Here is a 15,185-nt window from a genome sequence, read left to right on the forward strand (position 1 = left end):
CCATGCCGCTCCTGTCGCGCGTTGCAACTGCTGTCGCAATCACGGTCGCGGTGCTGCTCTCAGGGGCGGTCGCTCAGGCACAGGACAGTCAGGCACCGGGCAATCAGGCACAGGGTGCCGATGAGTGGCAGGAGCCGTTCCGGGTCTTTCTGGCAGACCCCGACTACGTGAATGCACTGGGTGAGCAGATCGACCTGGTCGAACAGCAGATCGCGCCCGAATGCATCCAGGTGCTGAAGAATGCCAATCGCCGCGAACTGCGCGTGCGCGTGAAGCCGGTCTTCAAGGCCGGTACACTCTGGCCCATCTGGGGAGAATGGCGGGAACAGATCAGCATCGAACGCTGCAATGAACCCGTGATTCACAACGTTCTGGTCACGGCACGACCGGACGGCGCCCCCCAACTGACATCCCTGCTGCCCGGCAACACGCGGGCAAGCGTGGAAATGCAGATCGCCGCCAGCCGGCCGGTCGTGGACATTGCCAACGCCCGGATGGGCAAGGAATGCCCCTCGGGTCAGCGTGACATTGTCGATACCGTCGTCGTTGGATTTCTCGATGGCACGGAAAAGGAGCCCATCGCCCGGCAGAAATGGCGCGAATACTGGCTGGTACGGCTCTGCGCGAAGTACCTGACGGTTCAGGTCGACTTTCAGCCCGACGGCAAGGGCGGCTTCACCCACAGCACCGATCTGATCGAGTAGCCCGGGCTGGCCGAACAGGTCCCGGCAGGCCACGTCCCGTTCAGTGGGTCGCGGTGTCGGAGAACAGGTGAATCGTCAGCACACCGGCCAGGATCAGCCCCAGACCGAGCAATGCGGGCAGGTCCAGCCGTTCCCCATGCACGATCCAGCCGAATCCGGCGATCAGCACGATCCCGAGGCCTGACCAGACAGCATAGAGCACCCCGATCGGAAAGCGGTCCAGCGCCAGACTGAGCATGAAGAAGGCCAGCCCGTAGAAGCCGAGCGTCAGCACCGTGGGGCCGAGCTTCGTGAATCCCTCCGTCGCCTTCAGCGTGCTGGTGCCCGCAACCTCCCCGACGATCGCGATGACCAGATACAGGTAATGCATGGCTGACCTCTCTGCTGCCCCGCAGATTTGCGGTTGCCTGCCGGTGTGCGCCTGAACTACCCCTGTGGCAAGGGTCCGCTTGCGGAACCGGGCATCAGATGACCACAGAAGGAATTGCGTGATGGAGCGTGGCAGCAGCTATCCCTTTCGGGGCAAGAGCCCGAAGATCGCCGACACGGCCTTCATTGCGCCCGGCGCCCGGCTGATCGGCGATGTGGAGGTCGCGGACCGTGCCAGCGTCTGGTTCAACTGCGTGCTGCGGGGCGACGTCTGCCACATCCGCATCGGCGCCCGCTCCAACATCCAGGACGGCACGGTGATCCATGTGAACAGCGGCGACTTCCCCACGCTGGTGGGGGAGGATGTGCTGGTCGGCCACAAGGTCATGCTGCATGGCTGCGAGATCCAGGACCGGTCCTTCGTCGGGATGAGCGCCGTCATCATGGACGAATGCGTCATCGAGACCGGCGCCATGGTCGCCGCAGGCGCCTTCCTGCCGCCCGGCAAGATCGCCCGCAAGGACGAACTATGGGCCGGCTGGCCCGCCAAACCCATCCGCACCCTCACCGACCGCGAACGCGCCATGATCGCAGGCGGCGCGGCGCATTATGCCGAGCTGGCGGCGGAATACAGGACGCAGCAGGACTAGGTCAGTTCCCCGGCCCGGCCAGCACGGTCACGGCGCAGACGGCTTCCTCGAACCTGTAGACGCCGCCGCCGTTCTCGGCGATGGCGTGACGGGCGCCTTCGACCTGGCGCGGACCGGCTTCGCCGCGCAACTGGGCGACCAGTTCGGCGAGCTGGCCGAGGCCGGTAGCGCCGATCGGGTGGCCCTTTGATTCCAGACCGCCGGAGGGATTGACCGGGATGCGGCCACCAAGCGCCGTGTCGCCACGTTCCGCCGCCCGGCCGCCATCACCGAAGGGCACCAGCCCCAGGTTCTCGACCTGCTGGATCTCACCCATGGCGGTGGCATCATGGACTTCGGCGACGTCGATCACTTCCGGCCCGAACCCGGCCTGCGCATAGGCGCGGTTCGCGGTGCGGCGGGTGATGTGGTTCTCCATGTCCTCCGGCTCCCGGTCGATGCCGGTGCCGAGCACGGAGGCCGCGACCCGCACGGCACGGGAGCGGGTGAAACGGTCAAGCACCGCATCGGACACCAGAATGGCCGCCGCCGCACCGTCGGAGATGGGGGAGCACATGGGCAGGGTCAGCGGCCAGGAGACCGGACGCGCGGCCAGCACTTCCTCGATGCTCACCGCGTCGCGGTACTGCGACTTCGGGTTCAGGGTGGAATGCTGGTGGTTCTTCGAGGCGACGGCGGCCAGATGCCTTTGCGTGGTGCCGAATGTCTTCATGTGGAACTTGGCCCAGCTTGCGTAGACATCCATGAAGGGACTGCGCTGGCCGTTCGGCAGGTTGGCATCGGCGGGGGGTTCCACCCCCTGCCCCAGCCGGTTCAGCCTCTCGAACGTGGCTTCCCGGTCATGCACGTCGATGGCCCCGTCGAAGATCTCGAAGCTGCGGGCCTTGTCGGCGTGGTACATCTTGTCCGACCCGACCGCGAGAGCAATGTCGCACTGTCCTGCCCTGATCGCCGTGTAGGCCGCGTTGAAGGCGGTCGACGCACTGGCGCAGGCGTTCTCCACGTTGGACATCGGAATGCCCTGGAAGCCCATTTCCCTGAGCGCGATCTCGCCCGGCACCAGATACTGCCCCTCCAGCACCCCCTGCGTCGTATTGGAGAACCAGGCGGCCTCCACATCACCGGGCTGCAGGTCGCAGTCGGCCAGTGCCTCGTTCACGGCCATGGCGGTCAGTTGCTTGACGGATGTATCGAGAAAACGCCCGAACGGCGTCATGCCGATACCGACAACATGGACATTGGTCATTGCGGTTCATCCTCCCCAGGTGATTGCCGAAGAAGCATAGCATCAGAGTGCAACGCGAAAAGGGTCAGGCTTTGACCGCGGCCAGTGCCTTCCCGACGGAGGCCGCCAGCCGGTCGACCAGTGTCCCGATCTCGGCATCGGAAATGATGAAAGGTGGCGCGAGCAGCACGTGGTCCCCGTTGCGCCCGTCAATCGTTCCGCCGCCGGGGTAGCAGATCAGCCCCGCGTCCTGCGCCAGCCGCTTGATACGGCCATTGAGGCCAAGCGCCGGGTCGAACGGTTCCTTCGTTTCCCGGTCCCGCACGATCTCGATGGCGCGGAACAGACCCCGTCCCCGGATATCGCCCACATGCGGATGCTGGCCGAAGGCCTGATGCAGCGCGTCGGCCAGCTTCTCGCCCTTCGCGGCGACACCATCGACCAACCCGTCGTCGATCAGCCGCGAGAGCACCGCATCCGCCGCAGCGGATGCTGCCGGATGCCCCATGTAGGTGTGTCCATGCTGGAAGAAGCCTGTCCCGTCGACGAACGCCTGGTAGACACGGGCGCTGACGATTGCCGCCCCCACCGGCTGATAACCGGCCCCCAGCCCCTTGGCGACGGCAATGATGTCGGGCACCACCCCCTCCTGATCGGACGTGAACAGCGCCCCGCAGCGTCCCATGCCGCACATGACCTCATCGGCGATGAACAGGACGCCGTGGCGGTCGCAGATCTCACGGATACGGCGGAAGTAGCCATCGACAGCGGGGACCGCTCCCATGGTTGCGCCAACGACAGGTTCCGCGATGAAGGCTGCGACGGTCTCCGGCCCCAGCCGCTGGATCTCCGCCTCCAGTTCATCCGCGATGCGCAGGCCGTAGTCTGTCTCGCTCTCCCCCGCTTCCTGCCCGCGATAGGCGTAACAGGGCGAGATATGGGACATGCCGATCAGCAGTGGCTCATACAGCCCGCGCCGCCAGCGGTTGCCCCCGGCAGAAAGCGCGCCCAGCGTGTTGCCGTGATAGCTCTGCCAGCGGGCGACGATGTGATGGCGCTGCGGTTGCCCGATCTCGACGAAATACTGCCGCGCCATCTTGATGGAGGCCTCGACGGCTTCCGACCCGCCGGAGACCAGATAGACGTGATCCAGGTCGCCGGGTGCTTCGGCGGCCAGTCGGTCGGCCACCCGCTCCGCAGCGTCAGAGGTGAAGAAACCGGAGTGTGCAAAAGGCAATGCGCCCATCTGCGCCCGCACAGCCTCGATCACCTTCGCGTCGGAATGGCCAAGGCAGGAAACCGCCGCCCCGCCCGACCCGTCCAGGTATCGCTTGCCGTCCCGGTCAATGATCCAGCAGCCGTCGCCGGCAACCGCGACCGGGGGACTGAAGGCCGTATGGCGCGGGAAGACATGACTCATGACAGCTCTCCAGGTTTCGGAACTCTTGTCGACAGGCGCCACCTTGCGCCGCAATTGCCTGTTTTTCCAGCATTCAGGGGCTCACCTTGCGGATGCCCGCATTCTCGTCACAATGAAACCAGCTCAGTGGCAATCAACGAATGATTGACAGGGCAAATAATCGCGCTCATCCAAATACAGGGAGCGAAAAGCGATGAAATCCATCAAGATGCTGGCAGCAGCAGCGGCAGTTGCCGTTTGTGCCACGACGGCAATGGCGGAAGAGAAATTTGTCACCGTCGGCACCGGCGAGATCTATCTGGGCGAACTGAACCCGCGCATCACCGGTGCGTCGTCGATGACCAACTACGCCGCCTTCGCCCACGCGGATGCGCCGCTGTTCCTGTTCCACCTGCTGGAATTCTCCGGCAAGGAGTTCGAACTGGATGTGGAGGAGCTGAACGCACGCTGGTCCTCCGATCCCGACATGATCGATTCCTGGAGCCAGATGGTCATCAAGCACACCGAGGACACGGTCGACATCCTGACCGAGGCGCCGGAGTCCGGCATCTACAAGATGCTGGATGACGGTTCCGTCGTCTTCGACCGCTTCGACTATCACCGCCGCGCGGTGGAGAGCGACCGGGAAGCCTTCTTCCTGCGTATCCTGAAGCCGGGCGACTATCGCTACGAAGGCGCGGACCTGGGCATCCTGGTGACCCGTGGCCGGTCGATGAACAACCGGTTCCGGCTGACGCCCCGGTCGAAGCAGTGGATCGACGGCATCAAGTCGAGCTTCTCCGCCAGGCCCCTGCCGGCGGCGGAGCCGGGACCGGAGCTGTCGGACCCCGCCTTCAAGATCATGTAGGACCGGTCCGGGCGCGGTGTCCCTGACCCCGCGCCCGCGCGCTCACGACGTATATCGGGAGGATATGCAACGGCATGCTGCTGACGTTCCGGGCACGGGCGGAGGCCCAACCAGGCCCTGTCTGGGGCGGCCTCTTCCGCGAATACTGGCCGAACTACCGCAAGTGGTGGGCCGGGTCGGGTGCGGCTGCGCGCCCGACATGGCTCGAAGGGCTGGATGCCATGCGCACCCACATGCCGGAGATCGTGCCGCTGTACGAGGAACTGGTGGAGGTGGCAGGCGGCAAGGACGACCAGGCCCGTTTCCTCAGCTATTACTGCCCTCCCCCCTATCTCTCCGGCTGCAGCCAGGCGATCTGGCCCGGCGGACGGCCAGTGCTGGTGCGCAACTACGACTACAGTCCCTATGCTTTCGACGGCACGATCCTGCGGACGGAATGGCAGGGGCGGACGGTCATGGGCATGACGGACGGACTGTTCGGGCTGGTTGATGGCATCAATGACGCCGGACTGGCCCTGTCCCTGACATTCGGCGGCCGGCAGGTGGTCGGCGACGGCTTCGGTGTGCCGCTGATCCTGCGCTACGTCCTGCAGACCTGCAACACGGCGGACGAGGCAGGCGCGGCCCTGGCACGCATCCCCACGCACATGAGTTACAACGTCACTGCAATGGATGCGAAACGGAACTACGTCACTGTCCACATGGCACCCGACCGTCCGGCCATCGTCACCCATGCCGCCGTCGCCACGAACCATCAGGAGAAGGTCGAATGGGCCAGCCATGCCCGTTTCACCGCAACCGTGGAACGCGAACGCTTCCTGCTGCAGCGCCTGACCCTGCACGTGGAATCGGCGAACCGCTTTGTATCCGCCTTCCTGCGACCGCCACTTTATTCCGTCGCCTTCAACCAGGGTTTCGGCACACTCTATACGGCTGTCTACGAGGGGCGGCAGCGGCGGTTGACCCTGCACTGGCCCGGCAAGACCTGGAAGCTGGAGATGCGCAACTTTCAGGAGGGCAATGCCTCCGTCCGCCTGCCGGACGCTGCCTTGCCGGGCGCGACTAGAAGCACATGAGCCGACAGGCCGAAGGGGAACACGACCATGGCAAGCAACATTTCCGATGACCTGAGGTCTGGCGCGCTGGTCTATCACAGTGTCCCGCGCCCCGGAAAGATCGAGGTCAGTCCGATCAAGCCGCTGGGCAACCAGCGCGATCTGGCGCTGGCCTACAGCCCCGGCGTGGCCGCCGCCTGCGAGGCCATTGTCGACGACCCCAGGGCCGCAGCGCAGATGACGATCCGCGGCAATCTGGTGGCCGTGATCACCAACGGCAGCGCGGTCCTGGGACTTGGTGCCATCGGCCCCCTCGCCGCCAAGCCGGTGATGGAAGGCAAGGGTGTGCTGTTCAAGAAGTTCGCGGGCATCGACGTCTTCGACATCGAGATGGACTGCAACGATCCGGACCGGCTGATCGACGCCATCGCCATGCTGGAGCCCACGTTCGGCGGCATCAATCTGGAGGACATCAAGGCTCCGGAATGCTTCGAGGTCGAGGAGCAGCTCAAGAAGCGCATGGGCATTCCCGTGTTCCATGACGACCAGCACGGCACGGCCATCATCGTCGGTGCCGCCGCGCTGAACGCCATGCAGATCGCGAACAAGAACCTGGCAGATGTGAAGATCGTTGCCTCCGGCGCAGGGGCGGCGGCCCTTGCCTGTCTGCACATCCTCGTCTCCCTCGGCGCGAAGCGGGAGAACATCTGGGTCACCGACATCGAAGGTGTTGTCTACAAGGGCCGTGAGGTGCTGATGGACCGCTGGAAGTCCGTGTTCGCACAGGAAACGGACGCACGGACCCTGGCCGACGTGATCGACGGGGCGGACATCTTCCTCGGCCTGTCCGCAGCCGGGGTGCTGAAACCGGAACTGCTGAAGAAGATGGCGAAGGATCCGCTGGTTCTGGCGCTGGCCAACCCGACGCCGGAGATCATGCCCGACGTCGCGCGCGAGGTGCGTCCGGACATGATGATCTGCACCGGCCGTTCGGATTTTCCCAATCAGGTCAACAATGTGCTGTGCTTTCCCTATATCTTCCGCGGGGCCCTGGACGTCGGTGCGACAGCCATCAACGAGGCCATGAAACTGGCCGCGGTCGAGGCCATTGCCGAACTGGCACACGCCGCCCCCTCCGATGTCGCGGCCAAGGCCTACAGCGGCGAGGCCGAACTGTTCGGGCGCGGATCGCTGATCCCGAATCCGTTCGACCCGCGCCTGATCCTGAAGATTGCCCCCGCCGTCGCCCGGGCCGCCGAGGCCAGCGGTGTCGCCACCCTGCCCATTGGCGACTACGAAGCCTATGAGGAGCGCCTGGAACGCTTCGTCTTCCGCTCCGGCCTGATCATGAAACCGATCTTCGCCCAGGCGAAGGCCGCCCCGCGCCGGGTGATCTATGCGGAAGGTGAGGACGAGCGGGTGCTGCGCGCTGCCCAGGTGGCCCTTGAGGAACGGATCGCCACGCCGATCCTGATCGGGCGGCCTGAAGTCGTGAACCAGCGGCTGGAGCGCTTCGGCCTCTCGATCAGGCCCGGAACCGATTTCGAACTGGTGAACCCGGAGAGCGATCCGCGCTACCGGTCCTATGTCGATACATATCTGGAGCGGGCCTGGCGGCAGGGTGTGACCGCCGACAGGGCACGGACCCTTGTCCGTACCCGCCCGACGGTGATCGCGACACTGGCGGTCCATCGCGGCGATGCCGACGCCATGATCTGCGGGCTGGAGGGGCGTTTCGACCGCCACCTGGACCATATCCGCACGGTGATCGGACTGGCCGAGAATGCGCGGGATTTCTCCACCATCAGCCTGATCCTGCTGTCGAAGGGTGCCTATTTCCTGGCCGACACCTATGTGTCCTATGACCCGACGGCGGATGAACTGGCGGAGCTGGCGATCCTCTCTGCCGGACAGGTGGAACGCTTCGGGATCACGCCGAAGGTCGCCCTGCTCTCGCACTCATCCTTCGGCAGCCGACCGACCGAGAGTTCCCTGAAGATGCGTCACGCGGTGCAACTGATCCGTGAACGCGCTCCGGGTCTGCAGGTCGAGGGCGAGATGCATGGCGACGCCGCCCTGGACGAGGCCTATCGCAAGCGCGCCTTCCCGCTCGCCGCCCTGCATGGCCAGGCCAACATCCTGATCATGCCCAATCTGGACGCGGCCAATATCTCCTACCAGTTGATCAAGTACATGGGCGACGCCCTGCCCGTCGGCCCGATCCTGGTGGGTGCCGCCAAGCCGGCGCACATCCTGACCCCGTCCGTCACGGCACGCGGCATCGTCAACATGACCGCCCTGGCCGTCGTCGAGGCCGGAGCCCGCGAACAGGCCTGACGGTTCGGCTCTCAGGGTCTCATCAGGCAACTCTGGGCTTCACCCCCTCCTCGATCCTCCCCCGTCGAGGGGGAGGAGGAAGAACCGATGCTCCCACACCAACTCTCCTTCCCCCGCGACGGGGGAAGGTCGGGATGGGGGTGAATCGGCGCAGCCGAATGCTCCGAACAGGACGGACGGCCAAAAACCAGCCCGTCAGTGGCCCGGGTTCTGGTCCCTGAAGGCCTGCTGCTGCTCAGGCGTTGCCTCCGTCTGGTACTTCGCCTTCCAGTCCGCATAGGGCATGCCGTAGACGATCTCCCGCGCGTCTTCCTTCGAGAGGTCGAGGCCCTTGTCGTCGGCGGCTTCGCGGTACCAGTTCGACAGGCAGTTGCGGCAGAAACCGGCCAGATTCATCATGTCGATGTTCTGTACGTCCGTCCGTTCCCTGAAATGGCTGACAAGGCGGCGGAACGCGGCGGCTTCGAGTTCGGTACGTGTCTGGTCATCCATGATCATCACTCCGTGTCAGAATCCGGTTCAGAGCGGGCCGCTCCTCCCCATCATGTGGGCCAGTCTGCGCCTCAGTCCAGCCCCAGCACGGTGTCGGCGACGATCTCGTCCACCACGGCCTTGAACGCGGCCCTCGGATTCTCCGCATCCTTCATCGCCGCATCAAAGGTGGCGATCTGGCGGTCGGCGGAGGTGCCGCGGCGCACGATCTCCCGCGCATGCATCACCTCGGCCGTGCAGCCCAGCGCCTCCGCATCCTCCGCGATCAGCTCCAGGATCTCCTCGATCAGTTCGGCATAGGGCACCTGCGCACCGCGCCCGAAGTCCACCAGCGTGCCGGTCACACCGTGCCGCATGGCCAGCCAGCGGTTCTCCCGGATCAGAGCGGCCGGATAGACCCGCCAGCGCTGGTTCCGCTTCTTCAGCCGCCACAGCATGCGCAGCAGGCAGGCATAGATGGCAGCAACGGCGATCGTGTCCTCGACGCGGGTACAGACGTCGGTCATCCGCATTTCCAGCGTCGGAAAGCGGTCGGACGGGCGGATGTCCCACCAGAGCTTGGTCGCATCCTCGATGACGCCGGCACGGATGAACTGGGTCTTCAGCCGTTCATATTCGGCCCAGCTCGCGAAAGCCTCCGGCATGCCGGTACGCGGCAGGGCATCGAACACGGTCAGGCGATAGGACTGCAGCCCCGAACGCTGCCCCTGCCAGAAGGGCGAGGAGGTCGTCAGCGCCAGCAGATGCGGCAGGAAATAGCGCACCTGATTCATCAGGTCGATCCGCAGTTCCGGATCCTCGATGCAGACATGGACATGCATGCCGCAGATCAGCAGGCGACGCACGACCGTCTGCAGGTCACGGGCCAGCGTGAGATAGCGGTCCTTCTGCGTCGGCTCCTGCTCCTTCCACTCCGCGAAGGGGTGGGAAGATGCGGCGGCGAAGGCCAGTCCTTCCTCCGTCACGGCGGTCCGAACGGCCCGGCGCAGTTCGATCAGTGACGACTTGGCCTCCGAAATCGTGCGGCAGACGCGGGTACCGACCTCGATCTGCGCCCGCAGGAATTCCGGCGTCACGATCTGGTCCGGCGCCAGCGACTGGGCATGTTCCAGGATGCTGTCGGGCGGGCGGGACGCCAGATTGCCCGTGACGGGATCAATCAGCAGATATTCTTCCTCGATCCCGATGGTGAAGGACGGGCTGTCGTCACTCATGGCAATACTCCCAGCGGCTCCAGCATCTCCCGGAAGGCATCCCCGATCAGGACGGCCCATTCCTCCGCGCCCGCCTCAGTCTCGATCAGGTCCTGGCGGATCTCCAGCGCGACATAGGGCCGGCCTGCGCTGATCCCGTGGTGATAGATCGAATAGGATCGCGGCTCGTTCACGGCATAGGGCTGGTTGTCGCCGACGGTGATGTCACCGTTGCGCCGCAGCACCTGCAGCAGCCGGTCGCTCTCCGGGCTCTCGTGATCGTGCAGCACGCCCAGATGCCACGGACGCCGGATGTCGCGAATGATGGGCGTGAAGCTGTGGATGAACAGCAGTGGTGGGGGCGTCTCTGCCGTCAGCCCGTGCACCTGCCGCTCCACCTCGTTGTGGTACTGGCTGTGCCAGGAGAGCCGGTGCGCCCGCTCCGCCTCCGACAGGTCCGCATTGCCGATCACCTTCGTCCCGTCGGAGAAGGCGGCAATGGCCGTCGGGTCATCCGGATAGCGGTTCAGGTCAACGAACAGACGGGAGGTACCGCCCAGGATGGCCGTGGCATCCAGAATCTCCGCCAGATGACGGGTGACGGCGGCGGCCCCGACATCCCAGGCGATATGTTCGAACATCTTGTCCGGGTCGATGCCAAGGGTGCCGTAGCCTCGCGGCAGGGCGTTGGAGGCATGGTCGCAGATCAGCAATGCCCTTGCCTTCCCCTGCCCGTTGAACAGGTGAAAGGCCGGTGGCTGAACGTCGGCTGTGGGTCGCAAGGAGAAGGGATCAAACATGGGCGGCAGAATAGACGCTTTTCCGAGGCTGCAAAGAAGGCCACCCTGCGCCACAAACCCGCACACCTGAAAGAGCCTATCCATGACAGCGAAGACCGCCCTGCCCCCGCAGCTCGACAATGACCTGTTGTTCAATGCCGACGGGCTGATTCCAGCCATCGCCCAGCAGCATGACACGGGCGAGGTGCTGATGATGGCCTGGATGAACCGGGCCTCCATTGCCGAGACCCTGCAGACCGGTCAGGTCTGCTACTGGTCCCGCTCCCGCCAGGCCTTCTGGCGCAAGGGCGAAAGCTCCGGCCACGTCCAGCGCCTGCAGGAGATGCGCTACGACTGCGACGGCGACACCATCCTGCTGCTGGTGGACCAGACCGGCCCGGCCTGCCACACCAACCGCAGAAGCTGCTTCTACCGCGCCGTGCGCGACGACGGGGTGGAGGAGATCATGCAGCCGGCGTGAGTCAGGAACGCCTGCCCCTGCCGCAACACCTGCCCTGTCCGTGCTCCAACGAAAAAGCCCCGACCGCGATGGCCGGGGCTTTCCGTTTCAGCATGTGAACCGGATCAGAGACCCAGGATCAGCTTCGCCATGATGTTGCGCTGGATCTCGTTCGATCCGGCATAGATCGAGACCTTGCGGTAGTTGTACATCTTCGGCCCGACACCGGCGGCCCAGTCGGGGCCGATCGGCGGCTCGTTGGAGCCCCACTTCAGCGGCTGGAACGGCGTCTGCTTGATGCCCGCCGCCTCGAAGGCCAGTTCCGACACAAGCTGCTGCAGTTCGGAACCGCGGCACTTGATCATCGAGCTTTCCGGCCCGGGATTCTGGCCACCGGCCAGACGGCCCAGCACGCGCAGTTCGGTATATTCCATTGCGGTGATCAGGGTATCGGCATCCGCCATCTTCTTCTGGAAGACCGGATCATCGGCGACACGCTCACCGTTCTCCTGCTCCTCCGACGCGATCTGGCGCACCTTCTCCATGCCGCGCTTCAGGCCCTGGCTGTAGGTTCCGCCACGCTCGAACTCCAGCAGGTACTTGGCGTAGGTCCAGCCCTTGTTGACCTCACCGATCATGTTCTCCTTCGGGACCTTCACATCCTCGAAGAAGACCTGATTGACCTCCTGATAATCCTTCTCCGGCATGTCCATGGTGATGATCGGATCAACCGTGACACCCGGCGACTTCATGTCGATCAGGATGAAGGAAATGCCTTCCTGGCGCTTGCCCTCGTTGGAGGTGCGGACCAGGCAGAAGATCCAGTCGGCATACTGGGCGACGGAGGTCCAGATCTTGGACCCGTTCAGCAGCCAGTGATCGCCCTTGTCCTCGCACTTCATCTTGACGCTGGCGAGGTCGGAACCGGAGCCCGGCTCCGAATAGCCCTGGCAGATGATCAGGTCAGCAGCCTGGATCTTCGGCAGGAAGTCGGATTTCTGCTTCTCGGAACCGAATTTCATCAGCACCGGGGCCAGCATGCGCGGGCCGAAGGGAATGACGATCGGGGCGCCAGCCGCCGACATCTCGGCGTCATAGATGTACTTCTGCGTCGGGGTCCAGCCGCAGCCGCCATGCTCCACCGGCCAGTGCGGCGTGGCCCAGCCCTTCTTGTGCAGCGCCTTCTGCCAGCGCACATGCAGATGCTTCGGCATGTAACCGGCCCGTGTCTTCTTCATCGCAGCCTTCAGTTCGTCGTCGAAGGCCTCGTTCAGAAACGCACGAACCTCGTCGCGGAACGCCATGTCCTCGGCAGAAAAGCTGACATCCATGATCAATACTCCCCGGAATCCTGATGGATCCATTAGATGCTGATTTTCAGGGCTGGATCAACCTATTTACCTTTACGTAAGGTAAGTGAAACGGGGGGCGCAGCCATGTGCTTCCCGGTACTGCACAAGGCCATCTGAATCATGGAAGATTGCGCAAAACAGAATGCAGCATATCCGGGGGGATTGATCACATGTCACGCTTTGAAATCGCGCCAGGCGAGAGCCTTTACTTCGAGTATGATCCGCCGACCGGCGACATGCAGACATTCGTTTTCGTCAATGCACTGACCGGAAACGCGGCGGCCTGGCAGGCGGAAATCGGCCCCGCGCTGCGCGACGCCGGCTATGGCACGCTCTGCTACAACTTCCGCGGACAGGTGGAGACCGAGTTCGGGCCTGACACCGATCTGCGCCCGACACTGGTGGCGGAGGATCTGAAGCGGCTGATGGCACACCTGCAGCCGCCGCGGCCCATTCTCGTCGGCCTGTCGATCGGCGGCCTGTTCGCGGCGGAGGCCTGGCTGGACGGGGTCGCGGCGGAAGGGCTGGTGCTGATCAACACCCTGCGCAAGCCCGGCCCGCGCATCGAATGGCTGGGAACGGCAATGGTCGCCATGGCACGTCACGGCGGTTCACGCCTGATGATGGAGGCCAATCTGCCGATGCTGGTCAATCCCGATCAGCTTGTCGCCATGCGGCCCGACATGTTCCCCGGCACACCCTACGAGCCCATGTCCCCCGATGACGGCCTGTTCCGCCTGATGGAAGGATCCGTCGCCACCGACTGGGACTTCCCCTGGTCGCGCCTGACCCTGCCGACGCTGGTCATGACCGGTCTGCACGACCGGGTGTTCCGGGTGGCGGAAGATGTCGAGGAACTGACCGCCCTGATCCCCGATGCCCGTCCGGTAACCGTGGAGGACGCCGGTCACCTGATCCCGGCGGAGCGCCCTGCGACCTTCACGCGTCACCTGCTCGACTTCGCGCGCAGCCTTCATGACTGACGAACAGGTGGCCCCGAAGGGATTTCGCGAACGCTTCGCGCTGGGGCTCAACAACCACTTCTTCTACGGCTGGATCATGCTGGGCGTGGCGGCCATCGTGCTGCTGGCCAGCGGCCCCGGCCAGTCCCATACCATCAGCGTCTTCGTCAGTATCCTGGTGGAGGATCTGGGCATCTCGGCCACGGCCGTGTCCTTCGCCTACGGCTTTGCCACCCTTGCCGCGGCATTCCTGCTGCCCTTCGTCGGGCGGCAGGTGGATCGCCACGGCATGCGCAGGACGGCGCTGGTCATCACGGTCCTGTTCGCCCTTGCCTGCGTCGCCTTCTCCCAGGTCACAGGCACGGTCATCAGTGTCTTCGGTGTCTTCGAGATTGCGATCTGGCTGACCCTCGGCTTCGGCCTCCTGCGCTTCCTCGGTCAGGGCGCGCTGATGCTGAATGCGGTCAACCTGATCTCCCAGTGGTTCTCGGCCAAGCGCGGCTTTGCCATGGGGCTGGTGATGCTGGGTTTCGCCGCCTCCATGGCCATCCATCCGCCGCTGGCCCAGTGGCTGATAGACAGCGGCGACTGGCGCTCTGCCTTTATCTGGCTGGGTGTTCTCAGCGCGCTGCTGCTGCTGCCCGGGTTGCTGTTTCTCGTCTTCAACAAGCCGGAGGATCTCGGCCTGCTGCCGGACGGTGCCAGGGCCGCGCCGGACGCGACCGAGAGCGAGAAGAAGCCGGAATTCGGCCTGACGCTGGCGGAGGCAACCCGTACACCGACGTTCTATCTGGTCGCCCTGGGACTGTTCTGCTTTGCCATGCTGGTCACCATGCTGCACCTGTTCCAGATCTCGATCTTCGAGGCGCAGGGCCTGGGCCGGGAACTGGCCTCCCTCATCTTCCCCGTGTCCGCCGTGGCGATGGTGATCTGCATGCCGCTGCTGGGGCGCATGCTGGACAGGTTCCGCACGGAGTGGGTCTTCGCCGGCGGTCTGCTGGTCATGGCTGCTGCCCTCGTCGCGGCCGGCAATGTCACCGACCTGACGTCGGGGCTGGTCTACGGCGTCGTCTTCGGCATCAACAATGCGGTGTCGATGACCTTCTTCGGCTTCATGTGGCCGCGCTATTTCGGGCGCAAGCACATCGGCTCGATCCAGGGCACGGGACAGATGATCGGGGTCGTGGGTGCCTCACTCGGCCCCCTGCCCCTGGGCATCGCCTACGATCTCACGGGCGACTACACGCTGACCCTGATCGCCTTCGCGGCGATGCCGGTGGCGGCGGCGGTGCTGGTTGTGCTGTTCCTGCGTGACCCGAAGCAGCTCGCCGACTGAGTGA

At 64.6% G+C, this 15,185-nt stretch carries 14 protein-coding genes and 1 pseudogene; 8 read left to right on the top strand and 7 right to left on the bottom strand.

What is annotated here, in order from left to right; genetic code table 11:
* Positions 1–2: 2 nt before the first annotated feature.
* Positions 3–704, top strand: a complete 702-nt coding sequence (locus QGV55_RS09270; protein WP_281017100.1) for a hypothetical protein — start codon at positions 3–5, stop codon at positions 702–704.
* Positions 705–744: 40 nt separating this feature from the next.
* On the opposite strand, the gene QGV55_RS09275 is transcribed toward QGV55_RS09270, so the two are convergent.
* On the bottom strand, positions 745–1,074 hold the full coding sequence (locus QGV55_RS09275) for a multidrug efflux SMR transporter (protein WP_281017099.1): 330 nt from the start codon (positions 1,072–1,074) through the stop codon (positions 745–747).
* Positions 1,075–1,195: 121 nt separating this feature from the next.
* Here QGV55_RS09275 and QGV55_RS09280 point away from each other — a divergent pair, with 121 nt between their 5' ends.
* On the top strand, positions 1,196–1,723 hold the full coding sequence (locus tag QGV55_RS09280) for a gamma carbonic anhydrase family protein (protein ID WP_281017098.1): 528 nt from the start codon (positions 1,196–1,198) through the stop codon (positions 1,721–1,723).
* Position 1,724: 1 nt separating this feature from the next.
* Here the strand turns inward: QGV55_RS09280 and QGV55_RS09285 are convergent, their stop codons facing one another.
* Together QGV55_RS09285 and QGV55_RS09290 are read right to left on the bottom strand one after the other, a co-directional pair.
* Entirely contained in the window at positions 1,725–2,969 is a 1,245-nt protein-coding gene (locus QGV55_RS09285; protein WP_281017097.1) for a thiolase family protein, read from the bottom strand.
* A gap of 64 nt (positions 2,970–3,033) precedes the next feature.
* Positions 3,034–4,368, bottom strand: a complete 1,335-nt coding sequence (locus tag QGV55_RS09290; protein ID WP_281017096.1) for an aspartate aminotransferase family protein — start codon at positions 4,366–4,368, stop codon at positions 3,034–3,036.
* A gap of 283 nt (positions 4,369–4,651) precedes the next feature.
* Between QGV55_RS09290 and QGV55_RS09295 the strand changes: the two are divergent.
* The 3 genes and pseudogenes from QGV55_RS09295 to QGV55_RS09305 form a co-directional block, all read left to right on the top strand.
* Positions 4,652–5,215, top strand: a pseudogene (locus QGV55_RS09295) (biotin carboxylase); the annotation flags it as partial.
* A 74-nt stretch (positions 5,216–5,289) separates the two neighbouring features.
* The gene (locus QGV55_RS09300; RefSeq protein WP_281017094.1) at positions 5,290–6,291 is read left to right on the top strand and encodes a C45 family peptidase; all 1,002 of its coding nucleotides are present in this window, start codon (positions 5,290–5,292) and stop codon (positions 6,289–6,291) included.
* A gap of 27 nt (positions 6,292–6,318) precedes the next feature.
* On the top strand, positions 6,319–8,607 hold the full coding sequence (locus tag QGV55_RS09305; RefSeq protein ID WP_281017093.1) for an NADP-dependent malic enzyme: 2,289 nt from the start codon (positions 6,319–6,321) through the stop codon (positions 8,605–8,607).
* 195 nt (positions 8,608–8,802) lie between these two features.
* Here the strand turns inward: QGV55_RS09305 and QGV55_RS09310 are convergent, their stop codons facing one another.
* The 3 genes from QGV55_RS09310 to QGV55_RS09320 all read right to left on the bottom strand — a co-directional run bounded on the left by QGV55_RS09310 (position 8,803) and on the right by QGV55_RS09320 (position 11,074).
* Complete coding sequence (locus tag QGV55_RS09310; RefSeq protein ID WP_348637620.1) at positions 8,803–9,105, bottom strand: DUF1244 domain-containing protein; 303 nt, start codon at positions 9,103–9,105, stop codon at positions 8,803–8,805.
* A gap of 65 nt (positions 9,106–9,170) precedes the next feature.
* Positions 9,171–10,313: a carboxylate-amine ligase gene (locus QGV55_RS09315; protein ID WP_281017091.1), complete on the bottom strand. Its 1,143-nt coding sequence runs from the start codon at positions 10,311–10,313 to the stop codon at positions 9,171–9,173.
* Complete coding sequence (locus QGV55_RS09320) at positions 10,310–11,074, bottom strand: N-formylglutamate amidohydrolase (RefSeq protein WP_281020142.1); 765 nt, start codon at positions 11,072–11,074, stop codon at positions 10,310–10,312. The genes QGV55_RS09315 and QGV55_RS09320 overlap by 4 nt, the downstream gene beginning before the upstream one ends.
* Before the next feature lie 100 nt (positions 11,075–11,174).
* Between QGV55_RS09320 and hisI the strand changes: the two genes are divergently transcribed.
* Positions 11,175–11,552, top strand: a complete 378-nt coding sequence (gene hisI / locus QGV55_RS09325) for a phosphoribosyl-AMP cyclohydrolase (protein WP_281017089.1) — start codon at positions 11,175–11,177, stop codon at positions 11,550–11,552.
* 104 nt (positions 11,553–11,656) lie between these two features.
* On the opposite strand, the gene QGV55_RS09330 is transcribed toward hisI, so the two are convergent.
* The gene (locus QGV55_RS09330; RefSeq protein ID WP_281017088.1) at positions 11,657–12,862 is read right to left on the bottom strand and encodes an acyl-CoA dehydrogenase family protein; all 1,206 of its coding nucleotides are present in this window, start codon (positions 12,860–12,862) and stop codon (positions 11,657–11,659) included.
* 191 nt (positions 12,863–13,053) lie between these two features.
* Between QGV55_RS09330 and QGV55_RS09335 the strand changes: the two genes are divergently transcribed.
* Together QGV55_RS09335 and QGV55_RS09340 are read left to right on the top strand one after the other, a co-directional pair.
* Positions 13,054–13,866, top strand: coding sequence for an alpha/beta fold hydrolase (locus QGV55_RS09335; protein ID WP_281017087.1), 813 nt, complete (start codon positions 13,054–13,056; stop codon positions 13,864–13,866).
* The gene (locus QGV55_RS09340) at positions 13,859–15,181 is read left to right on the top strand and encodes an MFS transporter (RefSeq protein WP_281017086.1); all 1,323 of its coding nucleotides are present in this window, start codon (positions 13,859–13,861) and stop codon (positions 15,179–15,181) included. The genes QGV55_RS09335 and QGV55_RS09340 overlap by 8 nt, the downstream gene beginning before the upstream one ends.
* Positions 15,182–15,185 lie beyond the last annotated feature (4 nt).

This window comes from Minwuia sp. IMCC3009, assembly GCF_029909415.1.
Classification (GTDB): Bacteria; Pseudomonadota; Alphaproteobacteria; order Minwuiales; family Minwuiaceae; genus Minwuia.

Bases quoted from the DNA above. Each gene is read 5' to 3' on its own strand.
- hisI (WP_281017089.1), top strand. From the start codon at position 11,175: ATGACAGCGAAGACCGCCCTGCCCCCGCAGCTCGACAATGACCTGTTG.
- QGV55_RS09270 (WP_281017100.1), top strand. From the start codon at position 3: ATGCCGCTCCTGTCGCGCGTTGCAACTGCTGTCGCAATCACGGTCGCG.
- QGV55_RS09315 (WP_281017091.1), bottom strand. From the start codon at position 10,313: ATGAGTGACGACAGCCCGTCCTTCACCATCGGGATCGAGGAAGAATAT.
- QGV55_RS09280 (WP_281017098.1), top strand. From the start codon at position 1,196: ATGGAGCGTGGCAGCAGCTATCCCTTTCGGGGCAAGAGCCCGAAGATC.
- QGV55_RS09330 (WP_281017088.1), bottom strand. From the start codon at position 12,862: ATGGATGTCAGCTTTTCTGCCGAGGACATGGCGTTCCGCGACGAGGTT.
- QGV55_RS09305 (WP_281017093.1), top strand. From the start codon at position 6,319: ATGGCAAGCAACATTTCCGATGACCTGAGGTCTGGCGCGCTGGTCTAT.
- QGV55_RS09290 (WP_281017096.1), bottom strand. From the start codon at position 4,368: ATGAGTCATGTCTTCCCGCGCCATACGGCCTTCAGTCCCCCGGTCGCG.
- QGV55_RS09310 (WP_348637620.1), bottom strand. From the start codon at position 9,105: ATGATCATGGATGACCAGACACGTACCGAACTCGAAGCCGCCGCGTTC.
- QGV55_RS09335 (WP_281017087.1), top strand. From the start codon at position 13,054: ATGTCACGCTTTGAAATCGCGCCAGGCGAGAGCCTTTACTTCGAGTAT.
- QGV55_RS09300 (WP_281017094.1), top strand. From the start codon at position 5,290: ATGCTGCTGACGTTCCGGGCACGGGCGGAGGCCCAACCAGGCCCTGTC.
- QGV55_RS09275 (WP_281017099.1), bottom strand. From the start codon at position 1,074: ATGCATTACCTGTATCTGGTCATCGCGATCGTCGGGGAGGTTGCGGGC.
- QGV55_RS09285 (WP_281017097.1), bottom strand. From the start codon at position 2,969: ATGACCAATGTCCATGTTGTCGGTATCGGCATGACGCCGTTCGGGCGT.
- QGV55_RS09340 (WP_281017086.1), top strand. From the start codon at position 13,859: ATGACTGACGAACAGGTGGCCCCGAAGGGATTTCGCGAACGCTTCGCG.